Annotated in this window: 25 protein-coding genes; 16 read left to right on the top strand and 9 right to left on the bottom strand. The window is 68.0% G+C overall.

Features of this window, described 5'->3' with window-relative positions; all coding sequences use genetic code 11:
- Position 1: 1 nt before the first annotated feature.
- Genes AC07M1_RS01620 through AC07M1_RS01600 form a run of 5 tightly spaced genes read left to right on the top strand, consistent with a single transcriptional unit; the run spans position 2 to position 3,181 of the window.
- Complete coding sequence (locus AC07M1_RS01620; RefSeq protein ID WP_495160824.1) at positions 2-613, top strand: riboflavin synthase; 612 nt, start codon at positions 2-4, stop codon at positions 611-613.
- Complete coding sequence (gene ribB, locus AC07M1_RS01615) at positions 597-1,751, top strand: 3,4-dihydroxy-2-butanone-4-phosphate synthase (protein ID WP_495160823.1); 1,155 nt, start codon at positions 597-599, stop codon at positions 1,749-1,751. The genes AC07M1_RS01620 and ribB overlap by 17 nt, the downstream gene beginning before the upstream one ends.
- Positions 1,751-2,170: a 6,7-dimethyl-8-ribityllumazine synthase gene (ribH, locus tag AC07M1_RS01610; RefSeq protein ID WP_495160822.1), complete on the top strand. Its 420-nt coding sequence runs from the start codon at positions 1,751-1,753 to the stop codon at positions 2,168-2,170. Before ribB ends, ribH begins: the two co-directional genes overlap by 1 nt.
- Before the next feature lie 10 nt (positions 2,171-2,180).
- Positions 2,181-2,738, top strand: coding sequence for a GNAT family N-acetyltransferase (locus tag AC07M1_RS01605; protein ID WP_495160821.1), 558 nt, complete (start codon positions 2,181-2,183; stop codon positions 2,736-2,738).
- Complete coding sequence (locus AC07M1_RS01600; RefSeq protein WP_495160820.1) at positions 2,735-3,181, top strand: hypothetical protein; 447 nt, start codon at positions 2,735-2,737, stop codon at positions 3,179-3,181. Before AC07M1_RS01605 ends, AC07M1_RS01600 begins: the two co-directional genes overlap by 4 nt.
- Here AC07M1_RS01600 and AC07M1_RS01595 read toward each other — a convergent pair.
- Positions 3,166-4,266, bottom strand: a complete 1,101-nt coding sequence (locus AC07M1_RS01595) for an alkene reductase (protein ID WP_495160819.1) — start codon at positions 4,264-4,266, stop codon at positions 3,166-3,168. The genes AC07M1_RS01600 and AC07M1_RS01595 overlap by 16 nt on opposite strands.
- A 56-nt stretch (positions 4,267-4,322) precedes the next feature.
- Between AC07M1_RS01595 and AC07M1_RS01590 the strand changes: the two genes are divergently transcribed.
- The 5 genes from AC07M1_RS01590 (at position 4,323) to AC07M1_RS01570 (ending at position 9,537) form a co-directional block, all read left to right on the top strand.
- Positions 4,323-5,258, top strand: coding sequence for a DMT family transporter (locus tag AC07M1_RS01590; protein ID WP_495160818.1), 936 nt, complete (start codon positions 4,323-4,325; stop codon positions 5,256-5,258).
- A gap of 2 nt (positions 5,259-5,260) precedes the next feature.
- Positions 5,261-5,920 carry a COQ9 family protein gene (locus AC07M1_RS01585; RefSeq protein WP_495160817.1) on the top strand — a complete coding sequence of 220 codons (660 nt, stop codon included), beginning with the start codon at positions 5,261-5,263 and terminating at the stop codon, positions 5,918-5,920.
- A gap of 66 nt (positions 5,921-5,986) precedes the next feature.
- Entirely contained in the window at positions 5,987-6,238 is a 252-nt protein-coding gene (locus tag AC07M1_RS01580) for a hypothetical protein (RefSeq protein WP_495160816.1), read from the top strand.
- Between the two features lie 39 nt (positions 6,239-6,277).
- Positions 6,278-8,995: an ATP-dependent DNA helicase gene (locus tag AC07M1_RS01575; RefSeq protein WP_495160815.1), complete on the top strand. Its 2,718-nt coding sequence runs from the start codon at positions 6,278-6,280 to the stop codon at positions 8,993-8,995.
- The gene (locus AC07M1_RS01570) at positions 8,995-9,537 is read left to right on the top strand and encodes a SixA phosphatase family protein (RefSeq protein WP_495160814.1); all 543 of its coding nucleotides are present in this window, start codon (positions 8,995-8,997) and stop codon (positions 9,535-9,537) included. Before AC07M1_RS01575 ends, AC07M1_RS01570 begins: the two co-directional genes overlap by 1 nt.
- 3 nt (positions 9,538-9,540) lie before the next feature.
- On the opposite strand, the gene AC07M1_RS01565 is transcribed toward AC07M1_RS01570, so the two are convergent.
- From AC07M1_RS01565 to rpmF, 5 genes are all read right to left on the bottom strand, one after another.
- Entirely contained in the window at positions 9,541-9,891 is a 351-nt protein-coding gene (locus tag AC07M1_RS01565) for a MerR family transcriptional regulator (RefSeq protein ID WP_495160813.1), read from the bottom strand.
- A gap of 1 nt (position 9,892) precedes the next feature.
- On the bottom strand, positions 9,893-10,192 hold the full coding sequence (locus AC07M1_RS01560; RefSeq protein ID WP_495160812.1) for an integration host factor subunit alpha: 300 nt from the start codon (positions 10,190-10,192) through the stop codon (positions 9,893-9,895).
- A gap of 86 nt (positions 10,193-10,278) precedes the next feature.
- A complete protein-coding gene (locus tag AC07M1_RS01555; protein WP_495160811.1) occupies positions 10,279-11,259 on the bottom strand; it encodes a beta-ketoacyl-ACP synthase III in 981 nt (326 codons plus the stop codon).
- Positions 11,256-12,287 (bottom strand): phosphate acyltransferase PlsX, encoded by a 1,032-nt coding sequence (gene plsX, locus AC07M1_RS01550; RefSeq protein WP_495160810.1) that lies wholly within the window; start codon positions 12,285-12,287, stop codon positions 11,256-11,258. The genes AC07M1_RS01555 and plsX overlap by 4 nt, the downstream gene beginning before the upstream one ends.
- A gap of 25 nt (positions 12,288-12,312) precedes the next feature.
- The gene (gene rpmF / locus AC07M1_RS01545) at positions 12,313-12,492 is read right to left on the bottom strand and encodes a 50S ribosomal protein L32 (RefSeq protein ID WP_447727913.1); all 180 of its coding nucleotides are present in this window, start codon (positions 12,490-12,492) and stop codon (positions 12,313-12,315) included.
- Between the two features lie 212 nt (positions 12,493-12,704).
- On the opposite strand from rpmF, the gene AC07M1_RS01540 reads away from it, so the two are divergent.
- Positions 12,705-13,136, top strand: coding sequence for an MAPEG family protein (locus AC07M1_RS01540; protein ID WP_495160809.1), 432 nt, complete (start codon positions 12,705-12,707; stop codon positions 13,134-13,136).
- Here the strand turns inward: AC07M1_RS01540 and nudC are convergent.
- Genes nudC through mutY form a run of 3 tightly spaced genes read right to left on the bottom strand, consistent with a single transcriptional unit; the run spans position 13,133 to position 16,382 of the window.
- The gene (gene nudC / locus AC07M1_RS01535) at positions 13,133-14,005 is read right to left on the bottom strand and encodes an NAD(+) diphosphatase (RefSeq protein ID WP_495160808.1); all 873 of its coding nucleotides are present in this window, start codon (positions 14,003-14,005) and stop codon (positions 13,133-13,135) included. The two genes, AC07M1_RS01540 and nudC, sit on opposite strands and share 4 nt — an antisense overlap.
- On the bottom strand, positions 14,005-15,312 hold the full coding sequence (locus AC07M1_RS01530) for a serine hydrolase domain-containing protein (RefSeq protein WP_495160807.1): 1,308 nt from the start codon (positions 15,310-15,312) through the stop codon (positions 14,005-14,007). Before AC07M1_RS01530 ends, nudC begins: the two co-directional genes overlap by 1 nt.
- Positions 15,309-16,382, bottom strand: a complete 1,074-nt coding sequence (mutY, locus tag AC07M1_RS01525) for an A/G-specific adenine glycosylase (RefSeq protein ID WP_495160806.1) — start codon at positions 16,380-16,382, stop codon at positions 15,309-15,311. Before mutY ends, AC07M1_RS01530 begins: the two co-directional genes overlap by 4 nt.
- Positions 16,383-16,409: 27 nt before the next feature.
- On the opposite strand from mutY, the gene AC07M1_RS01520 reads away from it, so the two are divergent.
- From AC07M1_RS01520 to smc, 5 genes are read left to right on the top strand one after another with little or no spacing between them, the layout of a single operon-like run.
- On the top strand, positions 16,410-16,922 hold the full coding sequence (locus tag AC07M1_RS01520) for a DUF721 domain-containing protein (RefSeq protein WP_495160805.1): 513 nt from the start codon (positions 16,410-16,412) through the stop codon (positions 16,920-16,922).
- Positions 16,922-17,635, top strand: a complete 714-nt coding sequence (locus AC07M1_RS01515) for a DsbA family protein (protein ID WP_495160804.1) — start codon at positions 16,922-16,924, stop codon at positions 17,633-17,635. The genes AC07M1_RS01520 and AC07M1_RS01515 overlap by 1 nt, the downstream gene beginning before the upstream one ends.
- Before the next feature lie 22 nt (positions 17,636-17,657).
- Positions 17,658-18,386, top strand: a complete 729-nt coding sequence (locus AC07M1_RS01510; protein ID WP_495160803.1) for a thioredoxin domain-containing protein — start codon at positions 17,658-17,660, stop codon at positions 18,384-18,386.
- Positions 18,387-18,425: 39 nt separating this feature from the next.
- Complete coding sequence (locus tag AC07M1_RS01505) at positions 18,426-19,151, top strand: DsbA family protein (RefSeq protein WP_495160802.1); 726 nt, start codon at positions 18,426-18,428, stop codon at positions 19,149-19,151.
- Positions 19,152-19,184: 33 nt separating this feature from the next.
- Positions 19,185-22,592 (top strand): chromosome segregation protein SMC, encoded by a 3,408-nt coding sequence (gene smc, locus AC07M1_RS01500; protein WP_495160801.1) that lies wholly within the window; start codon positions 19,185-19,187, stop codon positions 22,590-22,592.
- Positions 22,593-22,604: the final 12 nt, after the last annotated feature.

Genomic DNA, 22,604 nt, shown 5'->3' with positions numbered 1-22,604 from the left:
TATGTTCACGGGAATCGTCACCGATATCGGCACCATCGAAAGCGCCGAGGACCGCGGCGATCTGCGCGTGCGGATCGCCACCGCCTATGACACCGCCACGGTCGATCTCGGCGCGTCGATCGCCTGCTCGGGCGTCTGCCTCACCGTGGTCGACAAGGCGCCGGGCTGGTTCGCTGTCGACGTCTCGCACGAGACCGTCTCGCGCACAGCCGACCAATGGGCGCGGGGCCACCGCCTCAACCTCGAGCGCGCGCTGAAGCTCGGCGAGGAACTGGGCGGCCACATCGTCACCGGCCATGTCGACGGCACTGGCGCCGTGCTCGACATCACCCCCGACGGCGACTCGCGGCGGATCACCTTCTCGGTCCCGGTCGCGCTCGCGCCGTTCATCGCCGCCAAGGGATCGATCACGATCGACGGCGTCTCGCTCACCGTGAACACCGTGACGGACCAGAGCGACCGCAGCGCCCAGTTCACCGTCAACCTCATTCCGCATACCCAGGCCGTCACCACCCTCGGCGCGCTCGCGCAGGGTCAGGCCGTCAACCTCGAGATCGACGTGCTCGCGCGCTATCTCCAACGCATGGAGGCCCATCGTGGCCCAGCCCGGTAAGAACCCTGAAATCGCGCGCCTGCGCCACGCCTTCCTCTCCTCGCCCGAGGAAATCATCGACGAGGCGCGCAACGGCCGCATGTTCATCCTGGTCGATGACGAGGATCGCGAGAATGAGGGCGATCTCGTCATCCCCGCCCAGATGGCGACCCCCGACGCGATCAACTTCATGGCCAAGCACGGCCGGGGCCTGATCTGCCTCGCCATGACCAAGGAGCGGACCGATCAGCTCGGGCTCGAGCCGATGGCGCGGCGCAACGGCACCCGCATGGGCACCGCCTTCACCGTGTCGATCGAGGCGAAGGAGGGCGTCACGACCGGCATCTCCGCCGCCGACCGCGCACGTACCGTCGCCGTCGCGATCGACGCGGGCAACGGCGCCGCCGACCTCGTCTCGCCCGGACATGTCTTCCCGCTGGTCGCACGTGAGGGCGGAGTGCTCGTCCGCGCCGGTCATACCGAGGCCGCGGTCGACGTCGCCCGCCTCGCCGGCCTCAATCCCTCGGGCGTGATCTGTGAGGTGATGAAGGACGACGGGACGATGGCCCGGCTCGACGACCTCGTCTCCTTCGCCCAGCTCCACAATCTCAAGATCGGCACGATCCGCGACCTGATCGCCTATCGCCACCGCTACGACCATCTGGTCGAGCGCCGGGCGGAGACGAGCTTCACCAGCCGCTGGGGCGGCGACTGGCGCGTCATCACCTTCTGGAACAAGGCCGCCGGCACCGAACAGGTCGCGCTGCTCAAGGGCCGCGTCAACGCCGACAAGCCGACCCTGGTTCGCATGCACGTGCTCTCGCCCTTCGGCGACCTGTTCGGCGAGGAAGGCGCGCGCGGCAAGCTGCTCGAGCGATCGATGGAGATCATCGGCGAGGAAGGCGCGGGCGTGATCGTCGTCATCAACCGGCCGCGCGCCGATGCCTTCACCATGGCGGTCGAGCGCAAGGCAGGCCTCCGTACCGAGGCGGACATGGAGGAACTGCGCGACTATGGCGTCGGCGCGATGATCCTCACCGAACTCGGCGTCGAGGAAATGATCCTCCTCACCAACACCCACCACACGCTGGTCGGCCTTGACGGCTACGGCCTGTCGATCGTCGGCGAACGCCCGATCGATCTCGGAGGAAATGCCTGATGGCCAAGGTTCTGCTCGTCGAAGCCCGCTTCTACGATCATCTCAACGACATGCTCCTCGCCGGCGCCCGCGCCGCGGTCGAGGCGGCGGGGCACAGCCACGAGACGATCACCGTCCCCGGCGCGCTTGAAGTGCCCGGCGCGATCGCGATGGCGGCCGAGACCGGCCGCTACGACGCCTATGTCGCGCTCGGCGTCGTCATCCGCGGCGAGACCTATCATTTCGAGATCGTCTCGAACGAGAGCGCGCGTGGCGTGATGGCGCTGACGATGGACGGTATCCCCATCGGCAACGGCATCCTGACGACCGAGAACGAAGCGCAGGCGATCGCCCGCGCCGATCCCAAGCACCTCAACAAGGGCGGCGGCGCGGCCGAGGCGGCGCTGGCGATGCTCGCATTGCGCGAAAAGCTCGGCTGACGATCCGGCGATGAACGGGCCGATCCTTTTCACCGAACGCCTGATTTTGCGGCGTCCCCAGGCATCGGATCTCGACGCCTGGGCCGCCTTCAACGCGGATGCGGAGACCATGCGCTTCCTCGGCGGTCCGATCGCGCGCAGCATGGCGTGGCGCCAGCTATGCGCGATGTCGGGTGCATGGGACATCGCCGGCTTCGCGATGTTCTCGGTGATCGAGCGTGCAACCGGCAAATGGGTCGGTCGCCTGGGGCCGTGGCAGCCCGACGGCTGGCCGGGAACCGAGGTCGGTTGGGGCGTCGCCCCCGAATTCGCGGGCAAGGGTTATGCCTATGAAGGCTCGGCCGCGGCGATGGACTATGCCGTCGATGTGCTTGGCTGGACCACGATCATCCACACGATCAACCCCGACAATCTGGGCTCGATCCGGCTCGCCCAGCGGCTTGGCTCGTACAATATGGGTCCAGCGCAGCTCCCCGCGCCCTATCTCGACGAGCGCGTCGACGCCTGGGGTCAGACGGCTGACGAATGGCGGGCACGACGCGCGGATCCGGGGCGCGCGACGAAATGACCGACGCGCCGCCCAGCCGCTACAAGGTGGTTGAGCGAGGGCGACGGCTGATCGTGATCGATACCCGCACGGGCCAGCCCGCGACGCGGGAGGTGAAGCCGGCCCCGTCGTCCCGGACGCCGATGCCGGTTTCCGCGCCGATCGAAACGACACAGCCCCGCACCATCGACGACCGCAGCGGCGCGGCGATCCTGCGCACCACGCGGCTCTACGACCTGAAAGGGCCGCGCGAAATCGTCATGAACCAGGGGTTTTCCGATCGCCTTGGCCGCGCGATCGGCGGCTGGCTGATCGCCTTCTTCGTGTTCGCGGTGGTCGCGACCCTGTTCTTCCCCTGGCTCTGGCTGCTGCCCATTGCCGCGCTATTCCAACCCAAGGTCCACGCGGCCTTCCGAAAATGGATGACCGCGCGGCTGGACGAGGCCGATCAGGCTGCTTCCTGAACCTCAGGGTCCCCAAGTGCGGGATAGTCGGTATAGCCTTCGCCGCCCCGCCCATACCAACCCTTGACGTCGCCTTCGTTGAGTGGCGCCCCCAGCCTTAGCCTCTCGGTCAGGTCCGGATTGGCGATATAGGCGCGCCCGAAACTCACCGCGTCCGCCACGCCGCTGTCGATCGCCGCCTGCGCCGCCTCCCGTGTGAAATAGTCGGAATTGACGATCAGCGGCCGGTCGAAGACCTGACGGATCGCCGGGCTCAGTCGCGGCACATCCGTCTTGCCATGGCTACCGTCGGGACCCGGTTCGCGCAGTTCCAGAAAGGCGATCCCGATCTCGCTCAATCGCTTCGCCGCGGGTACGAACACCGACCGCGGATCGCTGTCGTCGACGCCCTGCGTCGGGCCGTTGGGCGACAGGCGCACGCCGGTCCGATCGGCGCCGGCGACGGACACCACCCGCTCGGCAACCTCGCTCAACAGGCGGATGCGATTCTCGACGCTTCCGCCATAGCGATCGGTCCGGAAATTGGCGTTGTCGCGCAGGAACTGGTCGATCAGATAGCCGTTCGCGGCATGGACCTGGACCCCGTCGAACCCGGCCTTGAGCGCATTCTCGGCCGCCCGAGCATAGTCGTCGAGGATGCCGGGAATTTCCTCGGTCCCCAGTGCCCGCGCCCATTCATAGATCTGGCGGCCCTCATAGGTATGGACCGTCCCCGGGGTGATCGTCGCCGAAGACGATACCGGCTGCTCGCCGGTCACGGAGCTGTGGACCTGACGCCCCATATGCCACAATTGCGCGACGATCCGCCCGCCCGCCTGGTGGACCGCGTCGGTCACCGGCCTCCAGCCCGCGACCTGCGCGTCGGTCCACAGGCCCGGCGCGAACGGCCAGCCCAGTCCCTGACGGCTGATCCCCGTGCCTTCGGAGATGATCAGGCCGGCGCCTGCACGCTGTGCATAATGCTCCGCGATCACCGCTGTCGGTACCGCCTCGAACGTCGCGCGGCCGCGCGTCAGCGGCGCCATCAGAATGCGGTTGGGCGCCTGGATCGCGCCAAAAGCGATCGGATCGAACAAACTCGGCATGGGGAATTTCCTCCCGATGGGTTGCAATATGCATGAGGTAAGGCGCTAAGGGCGCGATGCACGACTCCGCCCCCTCAAGAAAAGTTGCACTGCAGCAAAGCGGAGCTGCGCTGCCCTTCGCCGCGCTGCTGCTGGGCAATATGGCGCTCGCCTTCGGGCCGTGGTTCGTGCGCGCCGCCGATGTCGGCCCGGTCGCCGCCGGCTTCTGGCGGCTGGCGCTGGGCGTGCCCTTCCTGTTCGCGATCGTGCTGGCGGTGGAGGGCAATCCGCTCCGCCATGCCAAGGGGTTGGGCCTGACCCTGTTCTTCGCGGGTATCGCCTTCGCCGCCGATTTGGCGTCCTGGCATGTCGGTATCCTGCACACCACGCTCGCCAATGCGACATTGTTCGGCAATTCGGCGACCTTGATGTTCCCGATCTGGGGTTTCCTGATCGCGCGCGCCTGGCCGAACCGGCAACAGGGGATCGCGCTTGCGCTCGCCGCGGCCGGCGCCGTGCTGCTGCTCGGCCGTTCGTACAGTCTGTCGCCGCAGAACATGCTCGGCGACCTCCTCTGCCTGCTCGCAGGCGCGCTCTACACTGTCTACTTCATCCTCATGACCCGCGCCCGCGGGGCGATGACGCCGCTGTCGGCGCTCGCATTGTCGAGTGCCGTGGGCGCGCTCCCGCTGCTGCTGTTCGCCGTTGCACTCGGCGAGCAGATCTGGCCGCACAATTGGGGCGTGCTGGTCGGTCTCGCCCTTGCCAGCCAGGTCTTCGGACAGGGTCTGCTGATCTACGCGCTCGGTCATTTGTCGCCGCTGGTCGTCGGCATCGCCCTGCTCTCGCAGCCGGTCATTGCCGGGACGATCGGCTGGGTCGTCTATGGCGAGCGGCTGGGCGTACCCGATTTCATCGGCGCGGTCCTGGTGGCAATCGCCTTAGTGCTGGTCCGACGTGGATCGACACCGCCAGGGCAGGTTGCAACGAGCGAACAGGAGGCTAAATCTTGAGCATGGTTGCTGTCGCAGACATGACGCTGGACGAGTTGCGCATCGCACTCGCGCCGCACCTTGCTCCCAACGCCGCATTCGACGGGTGGACGGCGAAAGCGGTTGAGGCCGCTGCCGACGCGATCGGCGCCGACCATGACGTCGCGCGGCTCGCCGTGCCGGGCAGCGCGGTCGACATGATCGACCTGTGGTTCGCCGGGATCGACCGGCGGATGGCACAGGCGCTGCCGCCGGAAACGCTCGGGGCAATAAAGATCCGCGCAAAGATCACTGCGCTGGTCGAAGCGCGGCTCGACGCGCTCGCACCCGATCGCGAAGCGCTGCGCCGCGCCGTCGCGATCCTGGCGATGCCCCAGAATGCCACGCGCGCCGCGAAGCTCGGCTGGCGTTCGGCCGACACGATGTGGCAGCTCGCGGGCGACACGGCCACCGACTATAACCACTATACCAAGCGTGCGATGCTCGCAGGCATCTATGCCGCGACGATCGCGGTGTTCCTGAACGACGAAAGCGAAGGCCAGGCCGAAACCCGCGCCTTCCTCGCCCGCCGGATCGAAAACATCATGCAGTTCGAAAAGGCCAAGGCGAAGCTGGCGGGGCGCAAGGACCATCGTTTCAGCATGTCGCGCTTCATCGGCCGACTGCGCTACAACGCACGGTGACGGCGCGGTTGCCCGAGAAGTATTTCATGCATAGTCTCACCACTTCGGACAAGAAGGGGGACGTCCATGAAAATCGTGGCCATCATCGTCAATTTCTTCATTCCCGGAATCGGCAGCCTGATCATCGGCAAGGTTGGCACCGGCATTGCGCAGCTTCTGATTTATGGACTCGGCGTGTTGTTCACGCTGACCGTAATCGGCGTGATCATTGGTGGACCGATGATGCTGGCCGCGTGGATCTGGGGTCTGATCACGGCGGCAACCTATGAGGAGCAGCCGGCACAGGCCATCCCCGGTAACGAGCCGCCTGCAATCTAAGCGCGGGACCGGCGCCGCCATACCCCCGGACGGGCAGCGATGAACCCGCTGCCCTATCCGGCACTTTACGCCAGTCATAGCGGCATCTGGATCGCGACCGACGAAGGCACACGCAGCGTCGGGCGGGGGGAAGCCACACGCATTGCCGCCGACACGCCGGTCATCCTGCTCAACGCGCCGCTGGCCGCGCAGCGGCTCGGCTATGCCGAGTTGTCGGGGCTCGACCTGCTCGAACTCTTCGCCTTTCTCTGCCCCGCACGTTTCATGGTCCCGACTCCGCGCGGCGTCGCGCGTACGCTCGATCTGCCCGAACCCGGCGATGACTCGACGGTCGCCGCGTTCCTGCGCGATGCGACCCGCGCGATGCTCGCCATCACCGACAGCGACTGGCCCGAGCGCGAGGGCGCGTGGCACGCCGCCCAGTCGCTCGCGCGCCTGCGCTGGAGCTGGGCACCCGCGCTCGCGTCGCGGCTTGGCCGTCCCGAAAAACCCGAACGATGGCTGTTCTCGCGCCTGCCCGAATGGACCGAGCAACCGCCGCGCACGCCGCCGCGCACCATCTCGCTCGAGCCGGACGAGGTGCGCGGACGCTTGGCCGAACTCACCGGCAACGGCGCCGAGGAACGCGAGGGCCAGCGCCTGTACGCAGAGGCGGCGGCAAGCGCCTTTACCCCGCGCACCATGCGTGATTCGCCCAATTTGGTGCTGGCAGAGGCGGGCACGGGCATCGGCAAGACCCTGGGCTATCTCGCTCCCGCCTCGCTCTGGGCGGCCAAGGCGGAGGGTCCTGTCTGGGTCTCGACCTTCACCAAAGCCTTGCAGCGCCAGCTCGGTCATGAGGGCGAGCGGCTGTTCGCCGATCCCGAGGTCCGCAAGCGTCGCATCGTCACACGCAAGGGGCGCGAGAACTACCTCTGCCTGCTCAACCTCGAGGACGCACTCCAGGGCGGGTTCGCGGGCCGCGCGGCGATCCTTGCCCAGCTGGTGGCGCGCTGGGCGGCCTATAGCGCCGATGGCGACATGATCGGCGGCGACCTGCCCGGCTGGCTGCCCGCCCTATTCCGGCGCAACGGATCGACCGCCTTGACCGACCGGCGCGGCGAGTGCGTCTATGCTGGCTGCCCGCACTACCGGAAATGCTTCATCGAGCGTGCGGCGCGAGCCAGCGCGGACGCCGATATCGTCATCGCCAACCACGCGCTCGTGATGGTCAATGCCGCGCGCGGGCGCGAGACCGCGACCCGACCCACCCGCTATGTCTTCGATGAAGGCCACCACCTGTTCGATGCCGCCGACGCCATGTTCGGCGTGGCTCTGTCGGGTCAGGAGACGATCGAGCTGCGCCGCTGGGTTACCGGTCCCGAATCGGGTTCGCGCGGCCGCCGTCGCGGCCTAGCCGCGCGCCTATCCGACGTGGCGAGCTATGACGATGCCGGCGCGCAGGCGATCGCCGAGGCGGTCGATGCCGCGCGCGCGCTCCCGTCGGACGGCTGGCTCCAGCGGCTCGTGGAGGGCCAGCCCTTCGGCGCGATCGAACAGCTTCTCGCGGCGGTGCGCGGCCTCACCTATGCACGCGACGCCAATGGCGCGGGCGAGGCCGGCTATGGCATCGAGACCGAACTGGCCGAGCCGGATGCGACGTTGATCGACGCCGTCGGCCCCGCCGCCGCTGCGCTCGAACGACTGCTGCGCCCCATGATGGCACTCGGCCGGCGTCTCGAAGCCGTGCTCGACGAGGCCCCCGACTGGATGGACGGGCAGGCGCGCGCGCGGATCGAGGGCGCGATCGCCTCGCTCGGCTGGCGTGCCGAAACGGTCGCCGCCTGGCTTGCGCTGATCGCCCGCATCGGCGGCCCCGCCACCGAGGATTTCGTCGATTGGCTCGCGGTCGAGCGGATCGAAGGCCGTGAGATCGATATCGGACTGCATCGCCGCTGGCTCGATCCGTCCAAGCCCTTTGCGGAAACGGTGCTCAAGCCCGCACACGGCGCGCTCATCACCTCCGCCACCTTGCGGGCGGGCGGGGATTGGGAGGTGGCGGAAGCGCGCAGTGGGGCGCAGCATTTGCTGCACCCGGCGGTGCGGTTCGAGGCCCCATCGCCCTTCGATTATGCCAATCGTTCCGAAGTGCTGATCGTCACCGACATCAAACGGGGTGACACCGCCGCGCTCGCGGGCGCCTATGGCCGGCTGATCGTCGCGGCGCAGGGCGGCACATTGGGCCTGTTCACCGCGATCCGGCGGCTGCGCGCGGTCCATGCCCGTATCGCCGACCGGCTCGCGCGGGAGGGACTCCCGCTCTATGCGCAGCATGTCGACCCGATCGACACCGGGACCCTGGTCGACATCTTCCGCGACGATCCCCGCGCCTCACTGATCGGCACCGACGCGCTGCGCGACGGGGTCGATGTGCCCGGCCATTCGCTACGGCTGGTGGTAATGGAGGGCGTGCCCTGGCCCAAGCCGAGCGTGTTGCACGGCGCGCGACGGCTGGCGGGGGGCGGAAGCGCCTATGACGATCGTATCGTCCGCGCGCGGCTGGCGCAGGCGTTCGGACGACTGATCCGGCGTGCTGACGACGCGGGTGCCTTCGTGCTGCTGTCCGCGGCGATGCCCTCGCGGCTGCTCGGCGCCTTTCCGTCGGGCACCCCGATCTCGCGGATCACGCTCGACGAGGCCGTGCAGCGCGTCGAACGGCTTTCATCTGTCGCGCCGCTGGGGCAGAAGGCGCCCGCGATCGTCCCCCGGGAGGCCTGATGAAGACGTTGACGTTGCTGCGCCACGCAAAATCGAGCTGGGACGATCCCGTCGCGCGCGATTTCGACCGACCGCTCAACGGCAAGGGGCAACGCGCGGGGCTGGCGATGGGCCGGTATCTGCGCGGCGAAGGGCTGACGTTTGATCATGTCGTCGCCTCACCCGCAGTCCGCATTGTCGAGACCGTCGAACAGATAGAAGCCGGCTATGGCTGCGACCTTGCGCCCGCTTGGGACCGGCGGCTCTACCTCGCCTCGGCTGGGAGCTTACTCGATATTGTCCATGAACTGCCCGCACCAGCACAGACCGCCCTGCTGATCGGTCACAACCCGGGCCTGGAGGATCTCATCCTGATGCTAACCCCGGACCGTACCGGGAACACGCTACGCGATTCGGTCGAGGAAAAGTTTCCGACTGCCGCACTGGCGGAGATACGCTTCGATGTCGCCGACTGGTCCGCGATCAGCGCCGACAGCGGAACGCTGCTCCGCTTCATCCGCCCCCGCGACCTCGATCCCGCGCTTGGACCCGATAGCGACTGACCGCTAGGATTCGTCGTCCTTCAACGCCCCCGCCAGCGCATCGCGCACGTCAGTCAGTGTCCCGGCTAAAGGCTTTCGCCCGGACGCCCGTTCACCCGCGAGCAGTTGCTGGACGCCGCGGATCGTATAGCCTTCCTTGCCGAGCAGCGTATCGATGCGGCGGACCAGCGCGACATCTTCGGGGCGGTAATAGCGGCGCCCGCCGGCGCGCTGGAGTGGGCGGAGCTGCGTAAAGCGCGTCTCCCAGTACCTTAATATATGCTGGGGACGCCCGATTTCCTGTGCAAGCTCGCCGATCGTCCGGAAGGCGCCTGGCTTTTTGTCCATCGCGCCCTTCTCCGGACTGATGCTCATTTCATCCCCCGTTTACGATCCGGTCGCGCAGCATCTGGCTGGCGCGGAACGTCAGTACCCGACGGGGCGCAATCGGCACTTCGACACCGGTCTTGGGGTTGCGACCAACGCGCTCGCCCTTGTCGCGCAGGATGAAGCTGCCAAAGCCGGAAATCTTCACATTCTCGCCCTCGGCGAGCGCTTCGCACATATGGCGCAGGATCTGTTCGACCAGCCGCGAAGCGTCGGCACGCGACAGTCCGACTTCGCGATGCAGTGCGTCGGCAAGATCGGCTCTCGTCAGCGTCGCAGCGGTGGCCATCGAAAACTCTCCAACTCCGGCAACGTCACTCTAACACACGGATATCATGGCGCAACCGTCGTGACGCCGCCGCCTGAAGCGCTGTGTCAGAACCGGACGACCGACGCGCCCCAAGTAAAACCGCCGCCCATCGCTTCCAGAACCAGCAGATCGCCCCGCTTGATCCGCCCGTCGCGCACTGCCGCGTCGAGCGCGAGCGGCACCGAAGCCGCCGAGGTGTTGGCATGCTGATCGACCGTGACGATCACCTTTTCAGGCGCCAGGCCCAGCTTCTTGGCGGTCGCGTCAAGGATCCGGGCATTGGCCTGATGCGGCACCACCCAATCGACATCCGTTGGATCGAGCCCCGCCGCGGCCAAGCTTTCGCCCATCACGCTGGCAAGGTTCGTCACCGCGTGACGAAATACTTCCTTGCCCTTCATGCGCAACTTGCCGACGGTGCCGGTGGTCGACGGGCCGCCGTCGACATAGAGCAGTTGATTGTGCCGTCCATCGGCATGCAGCTTGGTGGCAAGGACGCCGCGTCCGCTCGCAGCCTCGGTTTCCTGCGCCTCAAGCACGATCGCGCCCGCGCCATCACCGAACAGCACGCAGGTCGCCCGGTCTTCCCAGTCGAGGATACGGCTGAACGTCTCGGCACCGATCACCAGCGCCTTGTGAGCACTGCCCGCGCGGATCATGCTTTCCGCGACCTGCAGCGCATAAAGGAAGCCCGAACAGACCGCAGCGACATCGAACGCGACGCAATCATTGATGCCGAGTGCCGCCTGCACCTTGGTGGCACTGGCGGGAAAGGTCTGGTCGGGCGTCGCGGTGGCCAGCACGATCAGGTCGATCGCCGTCGCATCGACGCCGGCGGCGGCCAGCGCAGCCTTGGCGGCATCGGTCGCAAGCGTCGACGTGGTCTCGCCTTCGGCGGCGATATGGCGGAACCGGATTCCGGTCCGCTCGACGATCCACTCGTCGCTCGTATCCACCTGCTCCGCCAATTCGGCATTCGACACCCGGCGCGGCGGCAGGGCCGATCCGGTTCCGGTAATCACGGCGCGACGCACCAACTCACTCATGCAGCTTGGGCCTCGAAATTACCCAGATCCTCAGCGATCCGTCGTGTGAGATCGTCACGCACCATCTTCGCCGCAACCCCGATCGCAGTGTCCACGCCCAGTTCGTTGGCGCTGCCATGGCTCTTCACGACGATGCCGTTGAGGCCCAGGAACACCGCACCATTATGGTTGTTGGGATCGAGATGGTGGCGCAGTAGCTCGGTAGCCGGGCGCGAGATCAGGAAGCCGATCTTGGAACGGATCGAGCTCGAAAAGGCGCGGCGGAGCAAGTCGGCGACGAAGCGCGCGGTGCCTTCGACGGTCTTGAGCGCGATATTGCCGGCAAAGCCGTCGCAGACGATGACATCGACATTGCCGCGCGACAGGGCATTGCCCTCGATGAAGCCGGTGAAGCTCAACGGCAGGTGAGTCGCGGCCCGAAGCTGCTGCGCTGCATCACGAATGATGTCAGTGCCCTTGAGTTCCTCGGTGCCGATATTGAGCAGCGCGACGCGCGGCGCCTTGAGGTCCAGCACAGTGCGCGCATAGGCGGCACCCATCACCGCGAACTGGACGAGATTGCGGCTATCGACCTCGGTATTGGCACCCAGGTCCAGCATCACCACGTCGTTGGCGCCCAAGGTCGGCATCCGCGCGGCAAGCGCGGGCCGGTCGATCCCCGGCATTGTGCGCAACGCAAGCTTCGACATCGCCATCAGGGCGCCGGTATTGCCCGACGACACGGCGGCGGCGGCCTCGCCCCGCTTCACCAGATCGATCGCGACACCCATCGACGTCACCTTGGCCCGACGAATCGCCTGGCTCGGCTTCTCGTCAGCGGTGACGATTTCAGGCGCGTGGACGATCTCTGACGCGGCGGTGAGGTTGGGGTGCGACTTCAGGCCCTCGCGAATCGCGGCCTCGTCGCCTACCAACAGGAAGCGCATTCCCTCGAACCGGTGCCGCGCGCGCGCGACTCCGGCGAGCATAACCGCCAGCCCCTCGTCGCCGCCCATCGCATCGACAGCGATCCGCGCGCTTGAGGTCATGGCTGACGGCCCCCGTTCTTCGAGTTCAGCCCTCGACCGAGACGATCTCGCGGCCGTTGTAATGGCCGCAGGCGCCGCAAAGCACGTGCGGACGCTTGAGTTCACCGCAGTTCGAGCATTCCTGGAACGCTTCGACCTTCAGCGCGTCATGCGACCGGCGCATACCACGGCGGCTCGGCGAAACTTTTCTCTTGGGGACGGCCATTTCGGCAACCTTCTTGAATTCGTGTCGTCAAAAACTGGATCGCGATACGCCCGGCACGGCGTTCGGGCAAGCGCCGAGGTTCCGGCACTCGCCGGACCGCCGGTCAGGCCTGTCGCAAAGCGAGCGAGCGCCTATACCGATTTCCGTCCAAGTTGCAAGGCAGCGCGCGGCGTGGCAGCGAGTGACGATTAGATAGGGGGAAGCTGGAACCGATGGACGCAATCATTCTGCCCGTAGCGCTGGCCACGACTGCTGCATGTGCAATCCTCAACCTCTGGCTTGCCATGCGGGTTGGAATGGTGCGACGGGCTGAGAAGATCTCGATCGGCGATGGCGGCAGTGAACGGCTCACCGCACGGATGCGCGCGCAGCTCAATTTCGCCGAATATGCGCCGATCGTGCTGATCCTGATCGCGCTGATAGAGCTGGCGGTGGGAACCGTCGACTGGCTCTGGGGCGTCGCGGCCCTGTTCGTCGTCGCGCGAATCCTTCACCCCTTCGGCATGGACGGATGGAAGCCGGGCCGTGCGATCGGCATCATCCTCACCTTCCTGATTCTCGCGGGCCTCGCGCTCTACGCGGCGAGCATCCCTTATTTCGGCGTCGGCGAGAGCGAGACGATCGAGCTGATTCAGGCGGGCTAGTCGCCCAGCCACGCACGCAGCAGCGTGTGAGCGATCGCATAGGGCGGCGGCGCGCCGAATCGCGCGTCGGGCCGCCCGTCGAGCGCCGCGCGCACTTCATCGCGCGTCACCCAAATCGCGTCCTCAAGCTCGTCCGTGTCGAGGGTGAGCGAATCGCCCTGCGCCTGCGCGATGCAGGCGATCATCAGCGACGAGGGGAAGGGCCAGGGCTGGCTGGCAACGTAGCGAACATCGCGCACAGCGACGCCGGCCTCCTCCAGCGTCTCGCGCGCCACGGCCTCCTCGATCGATTCGCCGACCTCGACGAACCCGGCGAGCGCCGAATAGCGGCCTGCGGGCCACGCCGCCTGACGGCCGAGCAGCGCGCGGCCGTGATGCTCGGCGAGCATGATCACCACCGGATCGGTGCGTGGGAAATGCTCGGCGGCACAGGAAGGGCAGCGCCGGGCCCAGCCGGCACGGAAGATTTCGGTAGCGCCACGACAAGCGGGGCAGAAGCCGTTGCGCTGGTGCCAGTCGACCAAACTGCGCGCGCAGGCATAGAGACCGGCCTGATCGGCGGGCATCAGCCCCAGCATCCGGAACAGCGCCGGCGAGCGTGTCACGCCGTGCCGCTCCCCCATCGCCAGCGGCACGAAATGCGGCTTGCCGCCGATATAGCCGAGGAACAGCGGCTCGGCCCCCTCGGGCAGATCGGCGAGGCTGGTCCAGACCAACCGCCCCTCGCCGTCGATCTCCGGCTCAAGCCCGTCGAGCTTGAGCAGCCGCGCGCGCCAGTCGGCAAGCGCCGCCGCCAGCGCCTGAGGATCATTGCGTTCGCGGTCGGCGCGATCGAGTAGCGCACCGGTAAATCCCACATCTGCGCGCATCAGCGTGCGACGTCCGAATAGACCGCTTTGACCGCATCCGCGCGCAACGGCCATTTGTCGCTGGGGAAGTAATTGACCATCACGGTCGCCCGCACCTTGTTCGCCGGATCGACCCAGGCGATCGTGCCCGCCGCACCGCCCCAGCCATAAGTGCCCTTGCCCGGCCCGCCCGGCACGCCTTCGAGATAGACCGAGCCACCGGCGCCGAAGCCCATTTTCGGCGCGGTATCGCCGCCGCTGCCGCCGGGCGCGCGTTCGAACACCACACCCGCCGGCAGAAGGTTCGACATGGCGAGGCGCACCGTTTCGGGCTTCATCACGCGGGCGCCGTCGAGCGTGCCCTGGTTCACCAGCATGTGGAGAAAGCGGTCGTAATCGCGCACCGACATCACCAGCCCCGCGCCGCCATAGGGAAAGGACGGCGGCGCGGCATAGGCCGAACCCTTGGCCGGATCGAGCGGGATGCGATTGTCGCCCGCCCACAGATAGTTAGTCGCGAATCGGCCGATCTCGCTTTGCGGCACGCTCCAATAGCTCGATTTCATCGCGAGTGGGTCGAACAGCCGCGTCTGCACGAAGCGTTCGAACGGCATTCCACCCGCGACCTCGACGACACGCGCGAGCACGTCGAGGCCGATCGAATAGCTCCACTTGGTCCCCGGATCGGCGATCAGCGGCAGGGTCGCGACGCGATCGGCGAATTCCTTGAGCGAAGTCGGGCGGGTCTTGCGTGCCTCGACCTCGACCGCGGCGCTGATCGCGCCCGGCGTGATGCCGAGCCGCTCATATTCCTTGAGCAACGGCCCCTTGGTGACGATCGTGTAGCCAAGGCCCGCGGTGTGGGTGAGCAGATGCCGGACCGTGACCGGTCGCGCCGCGGGACGGCTGGCGAGGCTGTTCGCGGGATCGGTCAGTACCTTCATCGACTTGAAGCCGGGGATGAAGTCGCTGACCGGCTGGTCGAGCCTGAGCTTGCCGTCCTCGACCAGCATCATCGCGGCAATGCCGGTGATCGGCTTGGTCATCGAATAGACGCGCCACAGCGAATCGGCGCTTGCCTTCGCCGCGCCCGCATCGTCCGCGATCGATCCGGCCGCAGCCAGAAACGGCGGGTGGTCGCCCTTGGCATAGGCAATGGCGATGCCCGGCGCCTTCCGGTCGACGACATAGGCACGGGCAAGCGCGAGCGCCGCTTCCGGCCCGACGGCGTCCGCCACCGGCGCCGAGGTGACAGCCTGTGCGAAGGCCCCCGTAACCGCCGTGATCGCAAGCGCGGCAGCGCCGCCGGCCAGCCAGAAACGCTTCATTCGCTCCTCCCGATCGCTTTCACCGCCTTGGTGAACAGGGTCGGCAACCCCGCCGAGTCGAGATCGGCGATCGGCCACCATTCGCCGTCAGCGACGCCTATGTGGCTGCCGATCGTTGCAGTCGCAAGCGCGGCGACCAGTTCGAAATGGGTGAAGACGTGCCGCACCGTGGCGTTGCGCAGAATCCAGTCGGCAGCGAGCGGTGCACCGATGAGGGCGGGCGGCGTGTCGACCCAGGGGCCGGTGGGAAGCGCGCGCATCCCGCCGAGCAACCCCTTGTCCGGGCGGCGGACGAGCAGCACCTGCCCGTCCCGCTCGATCCAGAAAAAAGTGGCATGGCGCACCGGTCGCGCCTGCTTCTTCGTCTTGACCGGGAAAGCCTCGGGCGTGCCCATCGCCCGCGCATCGCACGGACCGGAAAGCGGGCAGAGCAGGCATTTGGGCGAGCGCGGCGTGCAGATCGTCGCGCCCAGATCCATCATCGCCTGCGCGAAATCCCCGGCCCGCGCGTCCGGCGTGATCGAATCGGTGAGGTCGCGGATGCGCGGCTTCGCGCCCGGCAACGGATCCCCCACCGCGAACAGCCGCGCGACCACACGCTCGACATTGCCGTCGACCACCACCGCGCGCTGGCCGAAAGCGATCGCCGCGACTGCGGCGGCGGTATAGGCCCCGAAGCCGGGAAGCATGCGCAGTTCGGCTTCGGATGTCGGAAGGCGTCCCCCATGTTCCCGGGCAACGGCGCGCGCCGCGGCAAGCAGGTTACGGGCACGGGCATAATAGCCGAGCCCGGCCCAGGCGCTCATCAGATCGGCGTCCTCGACCGCCGCCAGGCTCGCAAAATCGGGCCAGCGCGCGGTGAATTTCTCGAAATAGGGGATGACCGTCGCGACCTGGGTCTGCTGGAGCATCACTTCCGACAGCCACACCCGATAGGGGTCAGGCGCCGGGCTGCCCGGCGGCGCGCGCCACGGCAACACGCGGGCATTGCCATCATACCAGCGCAGCAGCGGCCCGGCGACGTGCCGAGGGGCCTGTTCATCGATGTCGCGAGAAGGATTGGCGGGCACGCCCCGGCTATGGCATGGACTGGCCCGATGAGTAAGTCGCGCGCCACCACCGACGAACCCAAGCGCAGCAACCGCATCCGCCAGGTGGCGGATCTGGTGCCCGATGTCGGCCGTGTCGCCTTCCGCAAGTTCGGTTTTGTCCAGAGCGCTGTGGTGCGCCGCTGGAGCGAGATCGTCGGCGAACGCTACGCCGGTGTCTCCGCCCCCGAATCGATCCGCTTTCCGCGCGGCGAGCGTTCGAACGGCGTGCTCAACCTAGTCGTTCAGGGCGCGCATGCACCGATGATGATGCACATCGCGCCCGAGATCATGGAACGGGTCAACCGCTTCTTCGGCTATCCCGCCGTCGCCCGCGTCGCGATCCGACAGGGCGAGGTCGTCCGTCCCCCGGCACCCGCGCCGAAGCCCGAACCCGCCCCGCTTCCCGTCGAAATGGGCGAGAGCCTGCGCGGCATCGCCGATCCGGAATTGCGCGCGGTGCTCGAAGGACTCGCCGCCGGGGTGGCCATGCCTGTTCTTAAGCTTGGAAAGATCGATTGATGCGCCTGCTGCATGTGACCCTTGCCGTGATCGCCACGCCCTTGCTGACCGTCGGCGCATCCGCGCAACAGGCGAAGCCGGCGCCCAAGGCTGCTCCTAAGTCCACGGACTGGCGCACGCATGTCGTGCAGACAACCTCAGGCGCGACCCTGACCGGCAACCCGGCCGCCAAGGTCAAACTGGTCGAATATCTGAGCTATACCTGCTCGCACTGCGCGCATTTCATCGCGGAATCGAAGGTGCCGCTCTATGACGACCTGATCCGTCGGGGCCAGGTGCGCATCGAGTTCCGTCACGCCGTGCGCGACCCGCTCGACATGGCCGCCGCGCTGCTGGCGCGCTGCACCGGCCCCAAGGGATTCGGCGCCGCCACCCAGGCGATCTTTGCCGAGCAGGAGACGTGGTTCGAACAAGGTCGAACCTGGTGGCAGGCCAACGCCGCCTCACTCCAGTCGCAGCCCGAACTCGCCCGGATCAAGGCCGCCGCGAACGGATCGGGGCTGTCGGCGCTGATGCAGAAGCGCGGCATGACCACCGCGACGATCGACCGCTGCTTCGCGGCGACGGGCGACATGGACAAGCTGACCGCGATGGCGAAGGCCGCGTGGGAAACGATCAAGGGCACGCCCAGCTTCACCGTCAACGGCAAGCCCGTCACCGGTAGCGACTGGGCGACGCTTCAACCCGAATTGCGTGCCGCCGGCGCGCGCTGATTTCGAACGGAGAGAAAGACACATGCGTATTGCGATTGGCCTGGCTGCCGCGATCACTCTGGCGGGCTGCGGCGGCGGCGAGACCGGCAACACCACCACGCCCGCCGCGCCGGTGGCTGGCGCCAGCGCGCCGGCGGGCACCCAGTGGGTCGACAAGGTCGAGAAGACCGCCGAGGGCGGTTTCCGCATGGGCAACCCCGACGCGCCGATCAAGCTGATCGAATATGGATCGCGCACCTGCGGCCATTGCGCGGCGTTCGCGACCACCGGGATGGAGCCGCTCAAGGCCTATATCGCGGCAGGCAAGGTCAGCTTCGAGTTCCGCGACTTCCTGCTCAACCAGATCGATCTGGGCGCGGCGCTGCTCGGCCAGTGCGCCGGCCCGGGCCCGTTCTTCGCGATCATGGACCAGATGTACGAGCAGCAGCACACCATCCTGCAGAACGCGCCGAAGCAGGATGACCCCTTCTACAAGCAGGTCGAAGCGATGCCGCCCGCGCAGCGCGTCGCCGCGACGGCGGAGCGGTTCGGCTATCTCGCCTTTGTCCAGCAGCGCGGCGTTTCCGAGGCGCAGGCGAAGCAGTGCCTGGCCGACCAGGGCGCGGTCGACGCTCTGGTGAAGAGCAACGAGACGGCAGCCAAGGAGTATAACATCCCGGGCACGCCGACCTTCATTCTCAACGGCAAGGTGCTGGAGAATACCGGCACCTGGCCGCAGGTCGAAGCGGCGTTGAAGGCCGCCGGGGCCTGACGCACACGCCCGGCGGGGCCGGATAAGGGGGAGTTGGCCATGCGGATTGCGATGATGCTGGTGATGGCGGGGGCGCTGTCGGCATGCGGCGGCGGTGACGCCGCCAATGTCACCGCACCCGCCGGTTCGGTCGCGGGCGTCGCACCCGCGGCCGGCCAGGACTGGTCGCTGACCGTCGCCCAGACCCCCGAAAACGGCTATCGCATGGGGAACCCCAACGCCCAGCTGAAGCTGGTCGAATATGGGTCACGGCTCTGCCCCGGCTGCCAGCGTTTCTATGCCGACGGCAACACGCCGCTGGTCGAGAATTACGTGAAGACCGGGAAGGTTTCGTACGAGTTCCGGGACTTTCCGGTGCACGGCGCGGTCGACATCCCATCGATCCTGCTTGGCCATTGCGTCGCCAAGGAAGCCTATTTCCCGATCCTCGACCAGATGTTCGAAAACCAGCCCGCGTTCCTCGAGAAACAGTCGAAGCTGTCACAGGAACGCTATGGTCAGTTGCAGCGCGATCCCGTCGCGCTCGCCGGCTGGCTCGCCACCGAAATGGGCTATCTCGACTTCGTCCAGCAACGCGGCGTGCCCGAGGCGAAAGCGAAGCAATGCCTGTCCGATCGCGCCGCCATCGACAAGATCGCCGCCGACGCGAAGGCCGCGACGGATCAGGGCGTGGGCGGAACCCCGACCTTCTTCCTCAACGGTACCAGACTTGAAGCGGGCGACTGGCGCGGCGTCGAGGCGGCGCTGAAACAAGCGGGCGCCTGACGATGGACCGGGCGGGGGGAGCGTAAACCCAAGGTGCAGATCAAGCGGCTTCGCCTGACCGGCTTCAAGAGCTTCGTCGATCCCGCCGACCTGCGCATCGAACCCGGGCTGACGGGGATCGTCGGGCCGAACGGGTGCGGCAAGTCCAATTTGCTCGAAGCGCTGCGCTGGACGATGGGCGAGAACAGCGCCAAGTCGATGCGCGGCGCCGGGATGGAGGATGTGATCTTCGCGGGCACCGCGACCCGCCCACAGCGCGATTTCGCCGAGGTCTCGATCCTGGCCGAACAGGCCGGCGACGACGGAGAGCTTGAGGTCGTCCGCCGGATCGAGCGCGGCGCGGGATCGGCCTATCGCATCAACGGCCGCGATGTGCGCGCCAAGGACGTGGCGCTGCTGTTCGCCGATTCGGCGACCGGCGCCCACTCCCCCGCGCTGGTGAGCCAGGGACGCATCGGCGCGATCATCATGGCCAAGCCGGGCGAGCGACGGCAGATGCTGGAGGAGGCTGCTGGCATCTCTGGCCTGCATGTCCGGCGCAAGGATGCCGAGCAGAAACTCCGCGCGACCGAGGCGAACCTCACCCGGCTGGACGAGGTGATCGGCGACCAGGAAGCACGTGCCACGGCGCTGAAGCGCCAGGCGCGGCAGGCCGAACGCTATCGCGAGCTCTCCGACAAGATCCGCACCGCGGAGGGGCGGATGATCTTCGCGCGCTGGCGTGAGGCGGCGAGCGCGGCGGACGCGGCGAAGAAGGAGGCGGCCGGGGCCGAAGCGCTGGTCGCCGAGCGGACCCAGGCGCAGGAGAATGCGCTGGCTGCGCAGCGCGAGGTGGCCGACCGGCTGGCCAGCGCGCGCGGCGCAGCGCTGGCGGTGCGCGACCGGGCGAGCGAGGCAATGCACGCGCTGGCGGGGCTACGCGGCGAGCGGGCGAGCGTCGAGCGGCGGATCGCCGAGCTGGCCGACAGCTCCGCCCGGCTGGAGGCCGACAAGGGACGCGAAGGGGCGCTGGCGCATGACGCCGCCGATGCGCTGGCGCGGCTGGAGGACGAGGCCAAGGCGCTGCAGAATCGCATTTCGGACGCGGAGGGACGGATGCCGTCGCTCGAGTCCGCGCTGGCGAGAGCGGAGGGAGAATCGCGCGACGCCGAAGTTGGTTTGGCGCAGGCGCTTTCCGCTCAGGCAAGTGAAACGGCCGAAGCGCGCGTCGCCGATGCCGCGTTCACCTCCGCGAGGGGAAGAGTGGAACGCGCGGAACGCGACGTTTCCCGGGTCGCCGCCGAGTTGAGCGCCTTGGGCGACCCCGCCCCGCTCAAGGAGGCGCGGACCAAAGCGGCGGACGACAAGGCTAGGGCCGAGCGTCAGGCGGAGACCGCGCGCACCGGGCTGGCCCGTGCCGACGCGACCGAGCGCAGCGCGGTCGAGGCGCGGACGCGCGCGCAATCGGCGCGGGCCGAAGCGCATGCCGAACTGGCACAGCTCGACAGCGAGGCGGCGGCGCTGACCAAGGCGACGCGGCCGAGCGGCAAGGACCGGCTGCTCGACCGGCTCAAGGTCGATCCGGGCTATGAACGCGCGCTCGCCGCGGCATTGGGCGACGATCTGGAGGCGGGCCTCGATCCCGCCGACGAACGCCATTGGGCGGGGGCCGAGGCGCTAAAGGGCGATCCGGGCGCGGCATCGGGGACCACGCCGCTGGCTCGGCACGTCGAGGCGCCCGCTTTGCTCGCCCGGCGGCTGGCGCAGGTGCTGGTGGCGGAAAGCGACGACGGCCAGCCATTGGCAGTCGGGCAGCGGCTGGTAACGCTGGGAGGCGTGCTGCGGCGCTGGGACGGCTATGTCGCGAAGAGCGGCGGCGCGGCGGCGGCCGAGCGGCTCGAGCGCGTCAACCGGCTGCGCGCGATCGAGAAGGCGCGGCCCGCGGCGGTCCGCGCGGTCGATGCCGCCGACGCCGAACTGGCGCGGATCGATAGCGACATCGCCGAGGCGCGGCGCGCGGCGGCGGAATGCAAGCGCCTGCTCGACCATAGCGAGACGGCGGCGCGCGAGGCGGCAAGGGCAGAGGACCGCGCGGCGGCGGCGCTGGAACGGCTCGATGGCCAGCGCGCCGACCTTGAGGCGCGGCGCGCGCGGACGGCGGCCGAGCTGGAAGAGGCGAATGGCGAGCTCAAGCGGGCCGAGACGGCGCGCGCGGCGCTGCCCGACGGGAGCGCGACGCGCGCGAAGGTGGCGGCGCTGACCGCCGAGGCCGAGGCGCGGCGCAACGCGGCGGCCAATGCGCGGGCGGAGCGCGGCAATCTGGAACGCGAGATGGCGGCGGCGCGCGAACGGCTGGCGGCATCGGTGGCCGAAAGCAAGAGCTGGAAAGCGCGGGCCGGGGAGGCGGCGAAGCGAATTGCCGAGATGGACGCGCGCGCCATCGAACTGGCGGAGGCCGCCGAGACGATCAAGGACAAGCCTGGGCAACTCGACGAAGCGATTCTGCGCGCCGAGAAGGCCAATGACGAAACGCGGATCGAGAGCGCGGCGGCACAGCTTGCCGAACGCGAAGCGGAAGGCGCTCTGCGCGATACCGAGGGCGCGGTGCGCGCGGCGGGCGAGGCGCTGGCGCAGGCGCGCGAGGGCCGGGCCGGCGCGGTGGCGCGGCACGAGAATCAGGAGATGCGTCGCGTCGAGATGGGGCGGCTGTCGGGCGAGCGTTTCGAATGCCCGCCACCGCTGCTGCCCGAGCGTGCCGGGTTCGCCGAGGAGACGGTGCGTGGGCCGCAGGACGAATCCTCCGCCCACGACCGGCTGATCGCCGAGCGCGAGCGCATCGGACCGGTCAACCTGGTGGCCGAGACCGAACTGGCCGAACTGACCGCCAGCGCGCAAGCGAGCGCCAAGGAGCGCGACGAGCTGATTCAGGCGGTGCACCGCCTGCGCGGGAGCATCGGCACGCTCAACCGCGAAGGACGCCAGCGGCTGCTCGCGGCGTTCGAAGCGGTCGACCAGCATTTCCGACGGCTGTTCACGACGCTGTTCAACGGCGGACAGGCGCATCTGGAGCTGGTCGATTCGGACGATCCGCTGGAGGCGGGGCTGGAGATCATGGCGCAGCCGCCGGGCAAGAAGCTCCAGTCGTTGACCTTGCTGTCGGGCGGCGAGCAGGCGCTGACCGCGGTGGCGCTGATCTTCGCCCTGTTCCTGACCAACCCGGCGCCGATCTGCGTACTCGACGAAGTCGATGCGCCGCTGGATGACGCCAATATCGAGCGCTTCTGCGACCTGCTCGACGCGATGACGCAGCAGACCGCGACCCGCTATCTGATCGTCACCCACAATGCCGCGACGATGAGCCGGATGCACCGCTTGTTCGGCGTGACGATGGTCGAGCGCGGCGTGAGCCGGCTGGTATCGGTCGATCTGGGCGGAGCGGAGTCGCTGCTGGCGGCCGAGTGAGGAACTGTTGAT

It is taken from the genome of Sphingomonas sp. GW821-FHT10C01, from assembly GCF_059415525.1.
The sequence above is the reverse complement of the archived record's forward strand: the minus strand, read 5'-3'. Positions and strand labels throughout refer to the sequence as shown.

Excerpts from the sequence above, each read along its gene's own strand:
- AC07M1_RS01620 (WP_495160824.1), top strand. The coding sequence starts at position 2 with ATGTTCACGGGAATCGTCACCGATATCGGCACCATCGAAAGCGCCGAG.
- ribH (WP_495160822.1), top strand. The coding sequence starts at position 1,751 with ATGGCCAAGGTTCTGCTCGTCGAAGCCCGCTTCTACGATCATCTCAAC.
- AC07M1_RS01605 (WP_495160821.1), top strand. The coding sequence starts at position 2,181 with ATGAACGGGCCGATCCTTTTCACCGAACGCCTGATTTTGCGGCGTCCC.
- AC07M1_RS01600 (WP_495160820.1), top strand. The coding sequence starts at position 2,735 with ATGACCGACGCGCCGCCCAGCCGCTACAAGGTGGTTGAGCGAGGGCGA.
- AC07M1_RS01595 (WP_495160819.1), bottom strand. The coding sequence starts at position 4,266 with ATGCCGAGTTTGTTCGATCCGATCGCTTTTGGCGCGATCCAGGCGCCC.
- AC07M1_RS01590 (WP_495160818.1), top strand. The coding sequence starts at position 4,323 with ATGCACGACTCCGCCCCCTCAAGAAAAGTTGCACTGCAGCAAAGCGGA.
- AC07M1_RS01585 (WP_495160817.1), top strand. The coding sequence starts at position 5,261 with ATGGTTGCTGTCGCAGACATGACGCTGGACGAGTTGCGCATCGCACTC.
- AC07M1_RS01580 (WP_495160816.1), top strand. The coding sequence starts at position 5,987 with ATGAAAATCGTGGCCATCATCGTCAATTTCTTCATTCCCGGAATCGGC.
- AC07M1_RS01575 (WP_495160815.1), top strand. The coding sequence starts at position 6,278 with ATGAACCCGCTGCCCTATCCGGCACTTTACGCCAGTCATAGCGGCATC.
- AC07M1_RS01570 (WP_495160814.1), top strand. The coding sequence starts at position 8,995 with ATGAAGACGTTGACGTTGCTGCGCCACGCAAAATCGAGCTGGGACGAT.
- AC07M1_RS01565 (WP_495160813.1), bottom strand. The coding sequence starts at position 9,891 with ATGAGCATCAGTCCGGAGAAGGGCGCGATGGACAAAAAGCCAGGCGCC.
- AC07M1_RS01560 (WP_495160812.1), bottom strand. The coding sequence starts at position 10,192 with ATGGCCACCGCTGCGACGCTGACGAGAGCCGATCTTGCCGACGCACTG.
- AC07M1_RS01555 (WP_495160811.1), bottom strand. The coding sequence starts at position 11,259 with ATGAGTGAGTTGGTGCGTCGCGCCGTGATTACCGGAACCGGATCGGCC.
- plsX (WP_495160810.1), bottom strand. The coding sequence starts at position 12,287 with ATGACCTCAAGCGCGCGGATCGCTGTCGATGCGATGGGCGGCGACGAG.
- rpmF (WP_447727913.1), bottom strand. The coding sequence starts at position 12,492 with ATGGCCGTCCCCAAGAGAAAAGTTTCGCCGAGCCGCCGTGGTATGCGC.
- AC07M1_RS01540 (WP_495160809.1), top strand. The coding sequence starts at position 12,705 with ATGGACGCAATCATTCTGCCCGTAGCGCTGGCCACGACTGCTGCATGT.
- nudC (WP_495160808.1), bottom strand. The coding sequence starts at position 14,005 with ATGCGCGCAGATGTGGGATTTACCGGTGCGCTACTCGATCGCGCCGAC.
- AC07M1_RS01530 (WP_495160807.1), bottom strand. The coding sequence starts at position 15,312 with ATGAAGCGTTTCTGGCTGGCCGGCGGCGCTGCCGCGCTTGCGATCACG.
- AC07M1_RS01520 (WP_495160805.1), top strand. The coding sequence starts at position 16,410 with ATGAGTAAGTCGCGCGCCACCACCGACGAACCCAAGCGCAGCAACCGC.
- AC07M1_RS01515 (WP_495160804.1), top strand. The coding sequence starts at position 16,922 with ATGCGCCTGCTGCATGTGACCCTTGCCGTGATCGCCACGCCCTTGCTG.
- AC07M1_RS01510 (WP_495160803.1), top strand. The coding sequence starts at position 17,658 with ATGCGTATTGCGATTGGCCTGGCTGCCGCGATCACTCTGGCGGGCTGC.
- AC07M1_RS01505 (WP_495160802.1), top strand. The coding sequence starts at position 18,426 with ATGCGGATTGCGATGATGCTGGTGATGGCGGGGGCGCTGTCGGCATGC.